We start from the raw sequence: 14,916 nt of genomic DNA, 5'->3' as shown, positions 1-14,916 counted from the left end.
GAACTTTGAAAGCGTCGAAAGCGCGCCCGCGGCGTCAGCACTCGCCGTACAGCGTGTCGCCTCCGCCGTAGAACTCGGAACTCGCCGCGAGCGACTCGATCTCCCCCTGCACCTGACAGACCGCGTTGACGCCGGAGTCGATCACCTGATTTCCCATCCCGAAGACGGTCGTCGAGACGATCCCGACCAGGATCACCACGATCGCGAGCATCAGCACCGACCCGATCACGGAGTCCACCCCGCGGTCGTCCTTGAGAAACACCCACATGTCCTGATGACGTGTTCGCGAGTAGTTACTTATTTCTGGCGTCCGCTGGCCGCTCTCGCCGACCGGCGGCGGTCGCGGGAAGGGCCCGTTCGGCCCCGGTCACTCCGGGGGCGCGTTTCCGGTCTCGGCCTCCGCGGTCGTGTGGCGCACGTCGAACCCCTCGCTCCGCAGGGCCGCGAGCACGCGTTCGGTGTGGGCCGGCCCGTTCGTCTCCACCTCGAAGACGAGGTCGGCGTCGCCGACCGGGAGGTCCGGACGGCTCCGCTCGTGACGCACCGTCCTGATGTTGGCGCGCTCGGCCCCGATGACCGTCGAGATCTCGCCCATTTTCCCCGGTCCCTCGTCGATGCGGACGGTGACCTCCGCGAGCTGTCGGCGGTCGACCAGCGCGTGGGTCAACACCTCCTGCAGCGACGTGATGTCGATGTTCCCGCCGCACAGCACCGGGACGACCGTCTCTCCCTCCACGTCGAGGGCGTCCGACAGCAGCGCCGCGACGCTTACGGCGCCCGCGCCCTCGACCATCTGCTTGGCGCGCTCGAGCAGCAGCAGGATCGCGGCGGCCACGTCGTCGTCGGACACCTCGACCACCTCGTCGACGTGTTCCCGGATGAGCCCGAGCGTCAGCTCGCTCACGCCGCCGGTCGCGATGCCGTCCGCGATCGTGTCCGGCTCCGCGAGCGAGACCGGTTCGCCCTTCTCCAGACTCGCCGCGACGGTCGAGGCACCCTCCGTCTGGACGCCGACCACCCGCACGTCGGGGTTCCGGGCCTTCACCGCGGTCGCGATGCCGCCGATCAGGCCGCCCCCGCCGATGGGCGCGATGACGGTGTCGGCCTCGGGCACCTGGTCGAGGATCTCCAGCCCGAGCGTCCCCTGCCCGGCGACGATGTCGGGGTCGTCGAAGGCGTGGATGAACCGCACCGCCGGGTCGTCCGCGAGCGTCCGCGCGTGGCTCATCGCGGCCGGGAACGCGCTCCCGTGGAGGACGACCTCGGCGCCGTAGCCGCGCGTGGCCTCGATCTTCGTCCCCGGCGCGGACTCGGGCATGACGATGGTCGCGTCGATGCCGGCCTCCCGCGCCGCGATGGCGACCCCCTGCGCGTGGTTGCCCGCGCTCGCGGCGACGACGCGTTCGACCGGCGGCTCAGCCGTACCGTCGGCTTGGCCGTCTTCGGCGCTCCGGCCGTCGACCAGCCGCGAGACGGCGTTGTACGCCCCGCGCGTCTTGAACGACCCCGTGCGCTGGAGGTGCTCCATCTTCAGGACGACCTCGGCGCCGCACCGCTCGCTCAGCGACCGGCTCCGCTCCGTCGACGTGCGCTGGACGATCTCCGCGTCCGCCGCTCGCTCGGCTGCGCGTTCGATGTCGGAAATTGTCACGCCGGGCATGGTCCTCGACTCTCCGGCGGCGCTCAAAAGGTTGCGGATCGCGGCGTCTACTGGTTCCCCTTCTCGCGGACGTTCCCCTCCCGCGCCTCGATCCCCCGGTAGATCCAGATCGCGACCACGTACACCGCGAGGAACAGCAGGTATCCGGTCACGATCCCCACGAGGCGACCGCGGTCGAGCCCGTCGGGCAGCGTCGCGTCCAAGACGATCAGTCCGACGACGAAGACGACGAAGCTGAAGGCCCCCGAGAGGAGGTAGACGCCCAGGTCGGACGAGAGCAGGCGCTTCACGACGCCACCTCGGGGCGGTCGCACAATAAACGCCCCGGAGGCCGCGGCCCCGACCGGTCCCGCGCGGCCGGACTACTCCTCCCCGACAAGCGCCTCGAACGCGGCCTCGTCGACGCTCGCTCGCCGGACGTGGTCGGAGTCCGTGAGGTCGAAGACCGCCTCCGGTTCGAGGTCGGCCGCCTCGGCCAGGTCCGCCACGCGGTCCGGGTCGAACGCCTCCGCCTCGTGTGGGTCGACTCCCGCCCGGGCGAGCGCGCGTCGAACCGTTTCGTCGTCACGGAGCGAGCGCCGCGTTCCCGTCGACCGGTCGACGCTCCCGAGTTCGCCCTCCAGTTCCGCCTCCCCCTCGACGCGGTCGATGATCGCGGCCCGGACGTCGCTTCGGACGCTGCTCGCCCGGCTCGACAGCACCGAGAAGGCCACGAACAGATCGACCAACTCCTCCGTATCGAACCCGTCGAGCGCCTCGACCCCCTCGGCGCGCTCCTCGGCGACCGCGGCCGCGCGGAACGCCGGTTCGGGGTCGAACGGGTGGTCCGGCTCGTCGCCGTCGGACTCGCGTTCGTCGGGGACGGTCCCGTCCGGCGCTTGCCCGCCCGGTTCCCCAGCCGCCGATTCCGGTCCGGTTGCCGGGGGGAACGCCGCGGCGTTCGGGTACTCGAGCCGGCGCATGTCGTGGTCGTCGTCGCGCTTGCCGCTCACGTGTGCCGCGACCGATTTCGGCGGGCCGGCGTACGAGCACCCCTCGACCGGACAGCGCACGCGGTCGGGGGCCGATCCGGACGCGGAGCCGTCGGCATCGTCCTCGTCTCCCTCTCCGCCGCCCGCGCCGCCGTCCTCGTCGGGCGCGTCGACGACGCCCGACGGCCCGCTCCGCGACTCGGTCTCGCCCGACCGGACCGCCGACAGAAACGCCCCCGGTCCGGCGTAGGGGAGCCGGTCCCAGTCGTGTGCGTCGTCGTCCGTGCCGTTGACGTGTGCGGCCACGAGCGAGGGAACGTCGGAGAACCCGCACTCCTCGACCGGGCAGTCGGCTCCGTTCGCCATGTCCGGCCGTACGTCGGCATCCGGTTTGAGGGTTCGGGCGCGGGGCGGCGGCCGCGCCCGTTGACCCCGCCGAGCGCGGGCAACGATTAACCGGCTCCCGGTGCTCTGCGGTGTATGAGCGAAAACGGGGATTCCGGGCGGGAGACGGGGGACGACGTGCCGGCCACCGACGCCAGCGGCGGTCCGAGGTCGGGGGCCGGGGACGACGATCCCGAGCCGTTCCGGTTCGACCGGGACGTCGACCCGGGGGAGAAGCGGCACCTCAGGTACGAGGTGTCGGAGACGTACCTCGGCGACCCCGTCGCGATCCCAGTGACGGTCATCAACGGCGAGCGCGGCGGACCGACGGTGTTCATGACCGCGGCGATTCACGGTGACGAACTCAACGGCGTGAAGGTGCTTCAGGAGGTCGCGGCGCGGTACGACCCCGCGACGATCCATGGCACGCTCGTGTTGATCCACGTGGCGAACGTACCTGGATACCTCGCACAGCAGCGCTACCTGCCGATCTACGACCAGGACCTCAACCGGTCGTTCCCGGGGCGCGCGCGGTCGAACACGGCCGAGCGGATGGCCAACGAGATCTACTCGCGGTTCGTCTCGCAGTGCGACTACGGTCTCGACTTCCACACCTCGACGCGAAACCGGACGACGATGTACCACGTCCGCGCCGACATGGGGAACCCGGAGGTGGAGCGGATCGCGCGGGCGTTCGGCGCGAACCTCGTGCTCTCGGGCGAGTCGGACCCGGGGAGCCTGCGGGGGGCCGCGACCGCGAACGGGATCCCGACGATCACCGTCGAGATGGGGAAGGCGCACCGGTTCCAGCTCCCCCTGATCGAGCGCGCGCTCGACGGCGTCGAGTCGGTGCTCGCGGAGGTGAACGTCCTCCCGGAGGAGCCCGTCTCGTGGCCCGGCTGGTTCCGGGTGGTCGACGCGACCGCGGACAAGACGTGGGTCCGCTCGGACACGGGCGGGCTCGTCGAGATGGAGTACGACCATCCGCTCGTCTACGAGGGGGACGCGATCTGCACCGTCTCGGACCACTTCTCGACGCGGGAGAAGACGGTTCGGGCGCCGTTCACCGGGCTGCTGGTCGGCGTGTTACAGAACCCGGTCGCCGCGCCTGGCCATCCCCTCTGTCACCTCGTGAGCGTCGACGACGAGACGCTCGCGGAGATCGAACGCGAGATCGAGAACGGGGAGTTCTCGGAGCTCCCGTGGGCCTGAGTCGGGAGACGGTCAGCGTGCTTCGGGCAGGTCGTACGCCACGCCGGTCCACGCCTCGGACCGCTCCCACAGGTCCGCCGCGGCCTCCCGGTCGCGGGAGAGTTCGTTCGACTCGGTGACCTCGGGGGCGCCGCGCATACCGAGCAGTCCGCCCGGTCCGACGAACTCGCCGCCCGACAGGTCGGGCGCGGTCGCCGCGTAGACGGTGGGGAGCGCGCCGGCCGCGGCCGACTGCGCCAGCACCGCGTTCGCGGCCCGCATCGCCAGTCGCTTCACGCGTGAGCCGTCCGCCTCGGGGCCCCGGAGCTGGAGGTTCGTGTCGGCGTACCCGGGGTGACAGGCGAAGCTCCGGACGGACGCGCCCGCGGTCGCCAGCCGCCGGTCGAGCTCGTAGGCGAACAGCAGGTTCGCGAGTTTGCTCCGACCGTACGCGTCCCAGCGGTCGTAGTCGGCCGCGGCGTCCTCGCCGCCCGCGGCCGCCTCGAACTCCGCGTCGCCGCGCTCGTGGAGGCCGCTGGAGACCGTCACGACGCGAGACGGGCCGCGACCGTCGTCGTCCGCCCCGGCGCTCGGGATCCCCTCCCCGGCCCGGAGGTCGTCGAGCAGGTGGCCGGTGAGCGCGAAGTGCCCGAGGTGGTTGACGCCGAACTGGTACTCGAAGCCGTCTCCGGTCTCCTCGTAGGGGAGCGCCATCACGCCCGCGTTGTTGACGAGGAGGTCAAGCCCGTCGTACGCCTCGTCGACGACGGTCGCGAACGAGGCGACGGAGTCGAGGTCCGCCAGGTCCAACTCGCGCACGTCGAGCGACCCGGACGCCGTCGCGTCCCGGATCGACGAGACCGCGTCCGCGCCGCGGTTCACGCTCCGGCAGCCCATCACCACCGTGGCGCCGTGGTCCGCGAGGATCCGGGTCGCCTCGTAGCCGATGCCGCTGTTCGCACCGGTCACGACCGCGGTGACGCCGTCGAGGTCGGACACGTCCGTCTCGTTCCAGCCGCTGCCGAACATGCCCGGGGTTTGGCCCCGAGCAGTATCGGTCTGTCGCCGCCGACGCGGGCGTCGGCTCCTCGCCGGAAGGGTACGCTTTAGGCGACCGCCTCGGAACGCCGGGACATGGAACGAGTAGCGATCATCGGCGCGTCGATGACGCGCTTCGGCGAGCGGGACGGCTGGGTCCGCGACCTCCTCGCGGAGGCGGGGGAAGCCTGCCTGCGGGACGCGGGCGTCGCCGGCTCCGACCTTGACCACCTCTACGTCTCGAACATGGCGAGCGGCGAGTTCGAGGGCCAGACCGGGGTCCCGAACGCGCTCGCACACGATCTGAACGCGATGCCGGCGTACACCGCCCGGATCGACCAGACCTCCTCCTCGGGCGGCGCCGGGGTCTACGCCGCGTGGCAGTCGGTCGCCTCCGGCGCGTCCGACCTGACGATGCTCGTCGGCGGCGAGAAGATGACCCACCGGACCACCGCCGAGGCGACCGACGTCATCGCCTCGCTGACCCATCCGGCGGAGTACAAACACGGCGTCACGCTCCCCTCCTTCGCGGGCATGACCGCGCGGCTCTACCTCGACACCTACGACGCCCCGCGCGAGAGCCTCGGCAAGGTCGCGGTGAAGAACCACAGAAACGGCGTAGACAACCCCCACGCGCAGTTCCGGAAGGAGGTCGACCTCGAGACGGTCCTGGAGTCGCCGATCGTCGCCGACCCCCTCCGGCTCTACGACTTCTGCCCCATCACCGACGGCTCCGCGGCGCTTTTGTTCTGTCCCGCGGACGTGGCCGAGGAGTACGTCCCGAAAGACGACTACGTGACGATCGAGGGGATCGGGGGCGCGACGGACACCCACGTCGTCCACGAGCGCGCGGACCCGACGACGATGGGCGGCGTCGCCGACTCCTCGGACGACGCCTACGAGATGGCCGGCCTCGGCCCCGACGACGTGGACGTGGCCGAACTGCACGACATGTTCACCATCCTCGAGTTCCTCCAGAGCGAGGACCTCGGCTTCTTCGAGAAGGGGAAGGGATGGAAGGCGGTCGAGGAGGGCGTGACCGATCGCGACGGCGACCTCCCGATCAACACCTCCGGCGGCCTGAAGTCGAAGGGCCACCCCCTCGGCGCCTCCGGCGTCGCGCAGGTGTACGAGATATTCGCCCAGCTCACCGGCCAGGCCGGCGACAGACAGGTCGAGGCCGACGTGGGACTGGCGTGTAACGTGGGCGGGTTCGGCAACTGCGTCACCACCGCGGTGATGGAGGGGCACCGATGAGCGACGCGGACGAGGCCGGCCGCGACGAGCGGGGCGCCCCCGCCTTCGAGGCCGCCGAGTACGCCAGCGGCGCGGTGTCGTACCCGCCGCATCCGGTCGGGCCCGAGGGCACCGAGCGCGTCGGGGCCGTGGACCTCTCGGACCGCGAAGCGACCGTGATCACGTGGACGGAGTCGACCGCGACGCCGCCCGGGGTCCGCCAGCCCAACACGCTCGCCATCGTCGAGTTCGAGATGGACGAGGGCTACGACGGCCCGCCGGTGCGCGCGCTCGGGCAGGTCGTCGAGGGGCAGGACGTGGAGATCGGCGACACTGTCGCCCCGACCTACGCGGAGGAGCTGCGCGAGCCGGGCGCCGGCATCCGCGAGCCGGCGAGTCAGGACTGGGACGGCTTCCGGTTCGAGCCGGTCGAGTAGCGCGGGTCAGGCGTCCGCGTCGGAGTCCGCCTCGTCGGAGTCCGTTTCGTCGCTGTCGGCTTTTCTGACGCTCTCGTCGCTGTCGGCTTTTCTGTCACCGCCGCCGCTGTCGGCTTTTCTGACGCTCTCGTCGCTGTCGGCTTTTCTGTCACCGCCGCCGCTGTCGGCTTTTCTGTCACCGCCGTCGCTGTCGCCGCCGTTCCTCCCGTCGGCCTCCCGGCCGCGCTTCCGCCGGTCGAGTTCCCGCTTGATCGAGTCGAGTTCCGACTCCACGTCGACCGTCGGCTGGTCCTCGTCGTCCTCGGTTTCGTCCCCATCCGCGTCCGTATCGCCGTCGCCGTCGCTCTCCCCGCCGCCAGCCGCCTCGTCGGGTTCTCGGACGTCGATGCTCACCGGGCCGGTGTCGCCACGGGACTCGTCGCCGGGTGCAGAGGATCCCCTCCGACGGCGCTCGCCGTCGCGGTCGGCGCGCCGCTCGCGCTCCTCTCCGATGCGGGCCTCTATCTCGGCGGAGAGGTCCCGCGCGTCCTCCAGGATCGACCGCGAGGCGGCGTCTTCCGGAAGGTCGGCGTCGTCGAGCGCGCGCCGGAGCTCGGTGAGCGACCGGGCCAGCCCGCGCTCGGCCTCCGAGCGCACGCCCGCGAGCCCCTCGCGCGTCGCGTCCGTGGCCGCTCGTCCGAGCACGCCGCCGCTCGAGCGCGCGTCGTCCCCCGACTCGCGGAGGTCGCGCTCGGGGTCGACCAGTCTGAGCGTCGCCCGAAGCAGTTCCAGCGACTTGATCGTCGTCTCCAGGGTCGCGATCAGCGTCGGGATGGTGTACTGCTCGGTGAACCGCAGGAGCTCGGAGAGCCGGGGCGGTCGCGGCAGTCCCGGCGGCTTCGGGGGGCGTGGGAGGGGGCTTGTGGTGGGCGGGCCGCGTCGGCCGCGGTCGCGTCGGTCGCGCGTCCGTCTCTCGCTCGCTGCACCGTCCCGGAGTTCCGCCCGGAGGTCGCGGAGCGTCGCCTCCAACTCGTCGAGGCGCGCCGCCAACTCCGCCTCCGTGGGCTGTCGGTCGGAATCGTCGCTGGCGTCCTGCGGACCGTCGGCGTCGTCGCGGGGGCTCATGACCTGACGGTTGGAACGCCGGGGTGAAAGCCCTCCCGGCGAGTCGCTTCGACGGCGCCGCCCGGACGCCTAAATACGGGAGCGCACCAGACGGAGCGTGGTCTGAGAACGGCCCGCGTCGGTCACGGCTGGAGCGCGGCGCGCCGACGCGAGCGACCGGGACACGCGCCGCCTGTTCGCCCTCCACACCGCCAGCTGCGGCTCCGCGTGCGTCGGCCGGGTTATAGCTCCAGCCCGCGGATCGCCACGCCCTCGCCGTCCTCGACGCGGCCGATCACGCGGCCGTCCGTCGCCTCGGCCAGCGCCGCCGCGGCCTCGGGGTCCAGCGCCGCCACGAAGCCGGTGCCCATGTTGAACGTCCGGTGCATCTCCTCGTCGGAGACGTTCCCCTCGGACTGGACGAACTCGAAGACCGGCTGTACGTCGAAGGGATCCTCGACGACGTATCGGTGGTCGCCGAGCCGCTCCAGGTTCGTCCAGCCGCCGCCGGTGACGTGCGCGGCGCCGCGGACGCCGTGCTCGCGCATCGGGGTCAGGAGGTCGGTGTAGATCCGCGTCGGCTCCAGCAGCGCCTCGCCCAGCGTGTCGTAGCCGTCGAAGGGACACGGGTCGTCGTAGCCGTGGTCGCGCGTTACGGCCTCGCGGGCGAGCGTGAGGCCGTTCGAGTGGACTCCGGAGGAGCGCCAGCCGACGAGCGCGTCGCCCGGCTCCGCCGCGCCGTCGAAGACGCCGTCCTTCGCGGCTAGCCCCGCGCAGGCGCCGGCCAGGTCGAGCCCCCGGATCACGTCGGGCATCACCGCGGTCTCGCCGCCGACGAGTTCCACGTCCGCCAGCTCCGCCGCCCGGTCGAGCCCCTCGCCGACCTGCTCCGCGAACGTCTCGTCCGGCTCCTCGACCGCGAGGTAGTCGACGAACGCTACCGGACGGACGCCCGCGGCGACGAGGTCGTTGACGTTCATCGCCATGCAGTCGATGCCGACCGTCGAGTAGTCGCCGAGCGCCTCCGCGACCAGCAGTTTGGTCCCGACGCCGTCGGTCGCCAGCGCGAGGTAGCGGTCGCCGATGTCCAGCAGGCCGGCGTAATCGCTGCCGTCCCCGTCTCCGGCGCCGACTGCGCCCACGAGCGCGGCCGTCGCGGCCTCGCTCGCCTCGATGTCGACGCCCGACTCCGCGTACGTGAGCCCCTCCTCGTCGCCTTCGCTCATGCAGGTGAGGCTGCCGCCGCGCGACTAAAGCGCGTCGGTATCAGCACGAATATCTACAGGTCTACGTCTAAACGAGGACAGAAAAGGCACGTTCTTGGATCGGAGCGGCTACTCCGTCTCAGAGCGCGTACGCCGCGCCGCCGGCCATCAGGAACCCGACGGTCGCGGCCGCGGAGACGGCGAAGGAGACCGCCCACACGGGCTTGCTCCACCCCAGGACGGTCTTCCCGTCGAGCGGGCCGTAGGGGATCAGGTTGAACGCCGCGAGGAACAGGTTGATCGCCACGCCGCGGGCGCCGACCAGCGCCAGCAGCGGCGACGAGACCGCCAGCCCGGCCGCGAACGCCGGCAGGAAGACGACGCCGAGCGCGAGGTTGACGGCCGGCCCCGCGAGCGCGATGTGACCGTGCTCCTCGGGAGTGAGCCGGCCGCGGTGGTGGACCGCTCCCGGCGCCGCGAAGATGAAGCCGATCATCGCGGACATCACGGCCAGGAACAGCATCCCGCGGTCGGCGCGGAACTCCGCGACCTGTCCGTAGCGGACCGCGACCGCCTTGTGGGCCACCTCGTGGAACAGAAACGCGACGCCCGCGGTGAGCAGGCTGACGACGAACAGCAGGGCGCCGGTCGGCGAGAGCAGTCCCGTGACGGCGGCGATCCCGCCGCCCTCGAAGAACACCGCGAAGGCGACGCCGAGCGCGAGCCACGCGACCAGCAGGTCCCGGATCTCGGTCCCGCTGAAGCGCAGGCCAGCGACGGTGCGCCCCTCGGTTCGGGCGCTCATCCCGCGACCACGCTCCAGATCAGGTCCGCGCTGTTTCTGGCCCCCTCGACCATCAGCCGCGAGACGGCCCCCACGCCGCCCAGTTCCGCGCCGAACAGCGGCAGGACGTAGACGGCGAACAGGAAGCTCGCCACCATGCTCCCGACGTTGGTCATCGCGACGACCATGATCAGCCGGAACAGCGGCACGTCGAACATCTCCGAGAGGATCTCGGTGACCGGCCGCGTCTCGTCGCTGAGCAGGTCGTTGAGCGTCCCGATGTCGCCGACGTTGACCCGGAGGTGTCGCAGCTCGACCCAGCCGGCGAACCAGCCCGGTGCGAGCAGCGGGTTGATCGAGGTCATCCACGCGACGGCGCCGCCGACGCCCGCGGAGAGCCAGCGCGCGCCGGCGAGCTTCGCGCAGCCGAACGCGAAGACCGCGTTGATCAGGAACCACGCGCCGAACAGCCGGAGCAGGAAGCCGTCCTGCACGCCGGCCATCGCCAGCAGGACGAAGAACGTCACGAAGGCGATGCCGATGGCGTAGCCGAGCGCCTTCCCCCACGGGAAGCCGCGACCGGTCTCTTCACCCACCAGGTCGTCCATCGGGGGGAGACTCGCCGGGTCCGCGAGGTAGCCCTCGATCCCCTGCCGGTGGCCCGCGCCGACGACGGCGAGCACGTCGAACCCCTGCTCGCGGAGCGCGACCAGTTTGTGGGCGATGAAGGCGTCCCGCTCGTCGATCAGCGCTTCCGCCCCGCCGGGCGAGAACTGCCGGAACTCCTCCATCATCATCGTCACCACGTCGGTGTCGGTGAGGTCGGACATCTCCAGCTCCTCGATGCCGCCCGCGTCGGTCGGCTCCGGCCCGGTTCCCACGAGTCCGATCAGGCCGGCCGCGAGGAGGCCGATGGTGAGCCCGCCGGCCAGCCCCAGCCCGAGGCTCCCGACGATGCGGATCGCGAAATCGCCGAGGGACGCGGCGACGTAGGGGTCGAGGACGCCCGAGAGGGCGACGGCGCCCGCGGTCGCGAGCCCGGTTCCGACCCCGGCGTAGAGCCGCGCGTCCGGTTCCAGCGCGACCGCGCCGGCCTTCTCGACGAGCACTCCCGCGAGCACGCCCGCGGCGACTCCCGCCGTAACGCTCGTCAGCAGGGCGTCGGTGACGCCGAGGTAGCCGCCGAAGAGGCCGATCGCGGGCCCGAGAACGATACCGACGAAGAGCCCGGCCATCACGCCGACGATTCGGGGGTCGGTCACCCCGAACGCGAGTCCCCCGATCATGCGGAGCTTCTCGGGGATCGTCATCCGGGCCCAGAAGCGCTGGATCGTGGTCTGGATGTCGCGGTCGACGAGCGCCACGTCGATCCCGAGCGACTCCGCGGTGTCGACCGCGGCCAGCATGTCCGCGCCCGGCTCGATGTCGAAGCGGTCGCCGAGCTGGGCCTGCACGTACGAGAGCATCCAGTAGGCGAGGAACTGGAAGACGGTGTTCCCGCGGAGCAGGTCGCTCGCGTCGAGGTCCTCCGGCGTCTCGCCCTGCATCTGTCTGTACCGTCCCTCATCGAGTTCGACGGCGACCACGTCGGGGCGCTCCCGCTCGATGGCCTCCTCGACCTCGGTCACGGAGTCGGCTGAGACGTGTGCCGTGCCGACGACGGTGACGGAGCCGTCCCCGTCTCGCGCGGCGGCCGCGTTCGCGGAGGCGGCGTCCGTGGTCGGACCGGGAGGCGGGCCGTCCGCGCCCGGGTCGTCCGGCGTCTCGGTCATTGGCGTCCGCTACTGTTCCCCCGCGTATAGGGGTTGTGAGTCGGACGCGAACCGGTGACACGGCCGGGAGCGGGCGGTCGGGCGGTCGACCGCGCCGAAATCCCCCTCATCCGTCCAACAGATTTGTTACGGTGCACGACCGAGAGGCGGTTATGTCCCGGCTGTTGCCCTCCCCGCCGGACCTCTCGCTCGGCGACCGCGACCCCCGCGTCGTGGGCGTCGAGGACGAGGACGCCGACGAGCTCATCGCCGCCCTCTCCTCCGAGACCGCGCGGAACGCCCTGACCGCCCTCCACGACCAGCCCGCGACCACCTCCGAGCTGGCCGACGAGCTGGACACCTCCCTCCAGAACGTCCAGTACCACCTCGGCAACCTCCGCGATGCCGACCTCGTGGAGGTCGTCGACACCGTTTACTCCGAGAAGGGCCGCGAGATGAGCGTCTACGCCCCGGCCGACGAGCCCCTGGTCCTTTTCGCGGGACGCTCGACGGATTCCGGCGGTCTCAAGACCGCCCTCAAGCGGCTGCTCGGCGGCTACGGGCTCCTCGGGCTCGCGGCGCTCGCCGCTCAGTCGATCCTCTCCGTGACGGTCCCGGGCGGCGAGGCCGGCGCCGGAGGCTACGACGTCCGGTCGACGGACGGCGGCGCGGAGTCGGCCGACGCCGGATCGGGGGGAGACGACGCGGGGATCTCCGCCGAGGAGACGCCCGCCATGACCGAGGAGGCCTCGACCGCGGGCGACGGCGGCACGTTCGAGGTGGTGTTCGACGGGAGCGCGGCCGAGCGGGCGGAGCTGGCCGCCGAACACGCGGTCTCCCTGCTTGAACCGGGCATCGTCTTCTTCCTCGGCGCCGCGCTCGTGTTCACGCTCGCGTGGGCCTACTGGTACCGGCGGGACCTGCGTCGGCCGTCGTAGATCGCCGGGGGCTGAGCCGGCCTCGTAGCCGGGGCTCCCCCCGCCGACGAACCGGGCGGGAGGGACGCGACGCGTAACTATACCCGTCTGCGGTCACAAAATAGGGTATGAACCACGACGCGGAGGTCGTCGCCATCGGCGCCGGCGAGAGCGCGGAGGGGGACAGCGTTCCGGCGGTCGTCCTCGCCGTCCGCGAGGAGGTCCTCCCCATCTTCGTCACGCCGAGTCAGGCCCACTCGATCGGCATGGTGCTCCGCGGGGAACCGTTCGACCGCCCGCTGACCCACGACCTGCTGACGGAGGTGTTGACGGAGTTCGGCGGCGCGGTCGACCGGGTCCGGATCGACGACCTCTCCGAGGGGACGTTCTTCGCGAAGGTCGACGTGGAGCGCTACGACGACGGGCGCGCCGAGCGGTTCGTCTTCGACGCGCGCCCCTCGGACGCGCTGGCGCTCGCGGTCCGGAGCGAGTGCGAGATCGTCGTCAGCGACGAGGTCGTCGACGAGGCGGGGCGTCCACCCGAGGCGATCGGGTTCGACGTGGAAGACGAGATCGACGGCTTCGGCTCCGACGAGGACGACGGTCCCTCGTTCGGGAGCGACCCCGACGACCCCTTCGGTCGCTGAGTCCGCGGCGATCGCCCACATTCTTGCCCCGGCCGCGCCGAGGAGGCCCATGGCCGACTCCGCGACGCTGTCCGACTCGCACACGGAGATGACGGAGCTGCTGTTGCCCAACGACACGAACAACCTCGGGCGGGCGCTGGGGGGCGCCGTGCTCCACTGGATGGACATCTGCGGCGCGATCGCCGGAATGCGCTTCGCGAGCCGCCAAGTCGTCACCGCCTCGATGGACCATGTCGACTTCATCACGCCCATCGAGATGGGCGAGGTCGCCGTCGTGGAGGGGTACGTCTTCAACACCGGACACACCAGCCTCGACGTGAAAGTCGACGTCCGCGCGGAGAACCCGCGGACCGGCGACGAGCGGCGCACGACCACCTCCTACTTCACCTTCGTCGCGCTCGACGAGCGAGGCGAGCCGGCCTCGGTTCCGGAACTGGAGTGTCCCACGGCGGCCGAGGAGGCGCTCCGAGAGGAGGCGGTCGAGGGGCGCCGCGAGCAGCTGGAGGAAGTCGTCGACCGCTACGACCTCTGAGGGCAGCGTCATTCACCGCAACGCAAACCGTTAGGGCGCCGGTGACCGGATCGAAGGGCATGGAACTCACCGACCGACTGCGCGGCGTCACCCCGCCGCTCGTCACTCCCTTCTCGAACGGTGCAGTCGACCACGACGCGCTGACCGCGGTCGTCGAGCACGCGGTCGCCGGCGGCGTCGCCGGCCTCTTCCCGAACGGCACCACCGGGGAGTTCGCCAGCCTCGCGGACGCGGAGCGCGCGGCGGTCGTCGAGACGGCGGTCGCGGCCGCGCCGGCGGACGTACCGGTGCTGGCCGGCGTCGCCGACACCGCGGTCGCGGACGTGCTCGCGCACGCCGACCGGGCGGCCGACGCGGGCGCGGACGCGGTCGTCGTCACGCCGCCGTACTTCCACGGGCCGAACGGCGGACCCGAGGCGAGCCGAGGGGACGGCCTCCGGTCGTTCTTCGAAACCGTAGCCGACGAGGCGACGCTGCCGGTGTTCCTCTACGACATCCCGTCCTGTACCGGGACGGCGATCCCGACTCCGACCGCGCTCTCGCTCGCGGAGCACCCGAACGTCGTCGGGCTGAAGGACTCCTCGGGCGACTTCGGGAGCTTCTGCCGGCTGGTGCGCGAGGCGCCCGACGACTTCCTGGTGTTGCAGGGGTTCGACAACCTGCTGTACCCCTCGCTGCGGGTCGGCGCTGACGGCGGGGTCCACGCACTCTCGAACGTGGCTCCGGAGGCGTTCGCCGACCTCTACGCGGCCGCGACCGCCCCGGAGGCGCCCGCGGAGAACGCGGACGGAGACAGGGCCGTCGCCCTCCACGAGGCCGTCGGCACGCTGTTCGACGCCTGCCTCGACGGGGGGTTCGCGCCCGCGACGAAGGCCGCCCTCGTCGATCGCGGCGTCCTCGAGGACGACGCGGTCCGGCCGCCGCTCTCGACGCTCGACGACGACGGGAGACGTACGGTCGCCGCGGCGCTGTCGACGCTCGACGGCGTCTGAGAGCCGGGAACGACCCGTGGACACCGACGACGCCGGTGTCCGGCGCGGAGGAGGGTGCCTCTGACGACCGCCCTCGGAACCACAGTAG

The 14,916-nt window shown here is 71.7% G+C and carries 16 protein-coding genes; 7 read left to right on the top strand and 9 right to left on the bottom strand.

All coding sequences use genetic code 11. The features are described from left to right. Positions 1 to 34: 34 nt before the first annotated feature. The 4 genes from ACQE3L_RS00965 to ACQE3L_RS00950 all read right to left on the bottom strand — a co-directional run bounded on the left by ACQE3L_RS00965 (position 35) and on the right by ACQE3L_RS00950 (position 2,997). Positions 35 to 268, bottom strand: a complete 234-nt coding sequence (locus ACQE3L_RS00965; protein WP_426961934.1) for a DUF7266 family protein — start codon at positions 266 to 268, stop codon at positions 35 to 37. Between the two features lie 99 nt (positions 269 to 367). Continuing rightward, positions 368 to 1,660, bottom strand: coding sequence for a threonine ammonia-lyase (gene ilvA / locus ACQE3L_RS00960; protein ID WP_426961933.1), 1,293 nt, complete (start codon positions 1,658 to 1,660; stop codon positions 368 to 370). 47 nt (positions 1,661 to 1,707) lie between these two features. Further along, positions 1,708 to 1,950, bottom strand: a complete 243-nt coding sequence (locus tag ACQE3L_RS00955; protein WP_426961932.1) for a hypothetical protein — start codon at positions 1,948 to 1,950, stop codon at positions 1,708 to 1,710. A 72-nt stretch (positions 1,951 to 2,022) separates the two neighbouring features. Further along, a complete protein-coding gene (locus ACQE3L_RS00950) occupies positions 2,023 to 2,997 on the bottom strand; it encodes a DUF7983 family protein (protein WP_426961931.1) in 975 nt (324 codons plus the stop codon). A 114-nt stretch (positions 2,998 to 3,111) separates the two neighbouring features. Between ACQE3L_RS00950 and ACQE3L_RS00945 the strand changes: the two genes are divergently transcribed. Beyond that, positions 3,112 to 4,227 carry a succinylglutamate desuccinylase/aspartoacylase family protein gene (locus ACQE3L_RS00945; RefSeq protein ID WP_426961930.1) on the top strand — a complete coding sequence of 372 codons (1,116 nt, stop codon included), beginning with the start codon at positions 3,112 to 3,114 and terminating at the stop codon, positions 4,225 to 4,227. A gap of 12 nt (positions 4,228 to 4,239) precedes the next feature. On the opposite strand, the gene ACQE3L_RS00940 is transcribed toward ACQE3L_RS00945, so the two are convergent. Then, complete coding sequence (locus tag ACQE3L_RS00940) at positions 4,240 to 5,235, bottom strand: oxidoreductase (protein WP_426961929.1); 996 nt, start codon at positions 5,233 to 5,235, stop codon at positions 4,240 to 4,242. 105 nt (positions 5,236 to 5,340) lie between these two features. On the opposite strand from ACQE3L_RS00940, the gene ACQE3L_RS00935 reads away from it, so the two are divergent. Both ACQE3L_RS00935 and ACQE3L_RS00930 read left to right on the top strand, forming a co-directional pair. After that, complete coding sequence (locus tag ACQE3L_RS00935; RefSeq protein WP_058364992.1) at positions 5,341 to 6,501, top strand: thiolase family protein; 1,161 nt, start codon at positions 5,341 to 5,343, stop codon at positions 6,499 to 6,501. Continuing rightward, positions 6,498 to 6,917 (top strand): PhlB family protein, encoded by a 420-nt coding sequence (locus tag ACQE3L_RS00930; protein WP_426961928.1) that lies wholly within the window; start codon positions 6,498 to 6,500, stop codon positions 6,915 to 6,917. The genes ACQE3L_RS00935 and ACQE3L_RS00930 overlap by 4 nt, the downstream gene beginning before the upstream one ends. Before the next feature lie 6 nt (positions 6,918 to 6,923). Here the strand turns inward: ACQE3L_RS00930 and ACQE3L_RS00925 are convergent, their stop codons facing one another. The 4 genes from ACQE3L_RS00925 to ACQE3L_RS00910 form a co-directional block, all read right to left on the bottom strand. Further along, positions 6,924 to 8,021: a DUF7547 family protein gene (locus tag ACQE3L_RS00925; protein WP_426961927.1), complete on the bottom strand. Its 1,098-nt coding sequence runs from the start codon at positions 8,019 to 8,021 to the stop codon at positions 6,924 to 6,926. 221 nt (positions 8,022 to 8,242) lie between these two features. Beyond that, positions 8,243 to 9,226, bottom strand: coding sequence for a phosphoribosylformylglycinamidine cyclo-ligase (gene purM, locus ACQE3L_RS00920; RefSeq protein WP_426961926.1), 984 nt, complete (start codon positions 9,224 to 9,226; stop codon positions 8,243 to 8,245). Between the two features lie 118 nt (positions 9,227 to 9,344). After that, positions 9,345 to 10,010: a zinc metalloprotease gene (locus ACQE3L_RS00915; protein WP_426961925.1), complete on the bottom strand. Its 666-nt coding sequence runs from the start codon at positions 10,008 to 10,010 to the stop codon at positions 9,345 to 9,347. Continuing rightward, the gene (locus ACQE3L_RS00910; protein WP_426961924.1) at positions 10,007 to 11,761 is read right to left on the bottom strand and encodes a TraB/GumN family protein; all 1,755 of its coding nucleotides are present in this window, start codon (positions 11,759 to 11,761) and stop codon (positions 10,007 to 10,009) included. The genes ACQE3L_RS00915 and ACQE3L_RS00910 overlap by 4 nt, the downstream gene beginning before the upstream one ends. Before the next feature lie 152 nt (positions 11,762 to 11,913). Here ACQE3L_RS00910 and ACQE3L_RS00905 point away from each other — a divergent pair, with 152 nt between their 5' ends. From ACQE3L_RS00905 to ACQE3L_RS00890, 4 genes are all read left to right on the top strand, one after another. Further along, the gene (locus tag ACQE3L_RS00905) at positions 11,914 to 12,678 is read left to right on the top strand and encodes an ArsR/SmtB family transcription factor (RefSeq protein WP_426961923.1); all 765 of its coding nucleotides are present in this window, start codon (positions 11,914 to 11,916) and stop codon (positions 12,676 to 12,678) included. Positions 12,679 to 12,785: 107 nt separating this feature from the next. Beyond that, entirely contained in the window at positions 12,786 to 13,304 is a 519-nt protein-coding gene (locus tag ACQE3L_RS00900) for a bifunctional nuclease family protein (RefSeq protein ID WP_426961922.1), read from the top strand. A gap of 49 nt (positions 13,305 to 13,353) precedes the next feature. Continuing rightward, positions 13,354 to 13,836, top strand: coding sequence for an acyl-CoA thioesterase (locus ACQE3L_RS00895; RefSeq protein WP_426961921.1), 483 nt, complete (start codon positions 13,354 to 13,356; stop codon positions 13,834 to 13,836). Between the two features lie 59 nt (positions 13,837 to 13,895). Beyond that, positions 13,896 to 14,828 (top strand): dihydrodipicolinate synthase family protein, encoded by a 933-nt coding sequence (locus ACQE3L_RS00890; RefSeq protein ID WP_426961920.1) that lies wholly within the window; start codon positions 13,896 to 13,898, stop codon positions 14,826 to 14,828. Positions 14,829 to 14,916 lie beyond the last annotated feature (88 nt).

Origin of the sequence: Haloparvum alkalitolerans, from assembly GCF_050122995.1 — an archaeon.
In the GTDB taxonomy this organism is placed as follows: Archaea; Halobacteriota; Halobacteria; order Halobacteriales; family Haloferacaceae; genus Haloparvum; species Haloparvum alkalitolerans.
This window is presented reverse-complemented; position numbering and strand designations above follow the sequence as displayed.